Here is a 2,882-nt window from a genome sequence, read left to right as displayed (position 1 = left end):
GATTGTCCGGCGGCGTCCTACTCTCCCACACCCTCACGAGTGCAGTACCATCGGCGCTGGAGGGCTTAGCTTCCGGGTTCGGAATGTTACCGGGCGTTTCCCCTCCGCCATGACCGCCGTAACTCTATCGACATGTCAAACAACACCACACTGTGGTCTGTTGTTCGTTTATCGAGAGTTGCACAGTGGACGCGTAGCAGCTTAGTAGTCAAGTCCTCGGCCTATTAGTACCGGTCAACTGAACCCGTTACCGGGCTTACATTTCCGGCCTATCAACCCAGTCGTCTAGCTGGGGGCCTTACCCCACAAAGTGGGTGGGATACCTCATCTTGAAGCAGGCTTCCCGCTTAGATGCTTTCAGCGGTTATCCCTTCCGAACGTAGCTAACCAGCCGTGCCCCTGGCGGGACAACTGGCACACCAGAGGTTCGTCCGTCCCGGTCCTCTCGTACTAGGGACAGCCCTTCTCAAGTATCCTACGCGCACGGCGGATAGGGACCGAACTGTCTCACGACGTTCTAAACCCAGCTCGCGTACCGCTTTAATGGGCGAACAGCCCAACCCTTGGGACCTGCTACAGCCCCAGGATGCGACGAGCCGACATCGAGGTGCCAAACCATCCCGTCGATATGGACTCTTGGGGAAGATCAGCCTGTTATCCCCGGGGTACCTTTTATCCGTTGAGCGACACCGCTTCCACTCGCAAGTGCCGGATCACTAGTCCCGACTTTCGTCCCTGCTCGACCTGTCAGTCTCACAGTCAAGCTCCCTTGTGTACTTGCACTCAACACCTGATTGCCAACCAGGCTGAGGGAACCTTTGGGCGCCTCCGTTACCTTTTAGGAGGCAACCGCCCCAGTTAAACTACCCACCAGACACTGTCCCTGAACCGGATAACGGTCCGAAGTTAGATACCCAAATCAACCAGAGTGGTATTTCAAGATTGCCTCCACCCATACTGGCGTATAGGTTTCACCGGCTCCCACCTATCCTACACAAGCTAATTCGAGTACCAATGTCAAGCTATAGTAAAGGTCCCGGGGTCTTTCCGTCCTGCCGCGCGTAACGAGCATCTTTACTCGTACTGCAATTTCGCCGGGCCTGTGGTTGAGACAGTGGGGAAGTCGTTACGCCATTCGTGCAGGTCGGAACTTACCCGACAAGGAATTTCGCTACCTTAGGATGGTTATAGTTACCACCGCCGTTTACTGGCGCTTAAGTTCTCCGCTTCGCCCCGAAGAGCTAACAGGTCCCCTTAACGTTCCAGCACCGGGCAGGCGTCAGTCCATATACATCGAATTACTTCTTCGCATGGACCTGTGTTTTTAGTAAACAGTCGCTTCCCCCTGCTCTCTGCGGCCATACAACGCTCCACCCGCGCGGGGCTTCACGTCTCCGGCCCCCCTTCTCCCTAAGTTACGGGGGCAATTTGCCGAGTTCCTTAACCACAGTTCGCCCGATCGCCTCGGTATTCTCTACCTGACCACCTGTGTCGGTTTGGGGTACGGGCCGCTAAGAACTCGCTAGAGGCTTTTCTCGGCAGCATAGGATCACTGACTTCACCTGAATCGGCTCGGCATCACGTCTCAGCCTCATGTGTTGCGGATTTGCCTACAACACGGCCTACACGCTTACCCCGGCACAACCACCGGCCGGGCTCAGCTACCTTCCTGCGTCACCCCATCGCTTGACTACTACCCATCAGGTTCCCACGCTCCCCAACATCCGTCCGAAGACATCAGCCAGTTCGGGTGGTTAGCACAACGAGGTTCATCAGGGACGCTCTTTCGCGGGTACGGGAATATCAACCCGTTGTCCATCGACTACGCCTCTCGGCCTCGCCTTAGGTCCCGACTCACCCAGGGCGGATTAGCCTGGCCCTGGAACCCTTGGTCATCCGGCGGAAGGGTTTCTCACCCTTCTTTCGCTACTCATGCCTGCATTCTCACTCGTGCCGCGTCCACAACTGGGTCACCCCGCTGCTTCACTCGCGGCACGACGCTCCCCTACCCATCCACACACCTGCACAAGGAATCACGTCCAAGCGAGGTTAAAATGTGAATGCCACAGCTTCGGCGGTGTGCTTGAGCCCCGCTACATTGTCGGCGCGGAACCACTTGACCAGTGAGCTATTACGCACTCTTTAAAGGGTGGCTGCTTCTAAGCCAACCTCCTGGTTGTCTATGCGACCCCACATCCTTTTCCACTTAGCACACGCTTAGGGGCCTTAGCTGGTGATCTGGGCTGTTTCCCTCTCGACTACGAAGCTTATCCCCCGCAGTCTCACTGCCGCGCTCTCACTTACCGGCATTCGGAGTTTGGCTGATTTCGGTAAGCTTGTGGGCCCCCTAGACCATCCAGTGCTCTACCTCCGGCAAGAAACACGCGACGCTGCACCTAAATGCATTTCGGGGAGAACCAGCTATCACGGAGTTTGATTGGCCTTTCACCCCTAACCACAGGTCATCCCCCAACTTTTCAACGTTGGTGGGTTCGGCCCTCCACGCGGTCTTACCCGCGCTTCAGCCTGCCCATGGCTAGATCACTCCGCTTCGGGTCTAGGACACGCGACTGAATCGCCCTATTCAGACTCGCTTTCGCTACGGCTCCCCCACACGGGTTAACCTCGCCACATGCCACTAACTCGCAGGCTCATTCTTCAAAAGGCACGCCGTCACCCCGCAAGGCTCCGACGGATTGTAGGCGAACGGTTTCAGGTACTATTTCACTCCCCTCCCGGGGTACTTTTCACCATTCCCTCACGGTACTCGTCCGCTATCGGTCACCAGGAAGTATTTAGGCTTACCAGGTGGTCCTGGCAGATTCACGGCAGATTTCAGGGGTCCGCCGCTACTCGGGAACACCCACAGAAGGTCAGCAAAC

General features: G+C 56.7%; 2 rRNA genes (1 of these 2 running past the window's edge). Both read right to left on the bottom strand.

The features are described from left to right. Window positions 1–4: 4 nt before the first annotated feature. Window positions 5–121: ribosomal RNA gene (gene rrf, locus AB0H52_RS31305) — 5S ribosomal RNA — on the bottom strand. 83 nt (window positions 122–204) lie between these two features. Next, window positions 205–2,882 (bottom strand): 23S ribosomal RNA (locus AB0H52_RS31300); it runs 529 nt beyond the window's last position.

Origin of the sequence: Micromonospora sp. NPDC050695 (assembly GCF_040654415.1) — a bacterium.
Classification (GTDB): domain Bacteria; phylum Actinomycetota; class Actinomycetes; order Mycobacteriales; family Micromonosporaceae; genus Micromonospora.
The sequence above is the reverse complement of the archived record's forward strand: the minus strand, read 5'-3'. Positions and strand labels throughout refer to the sequence as shown.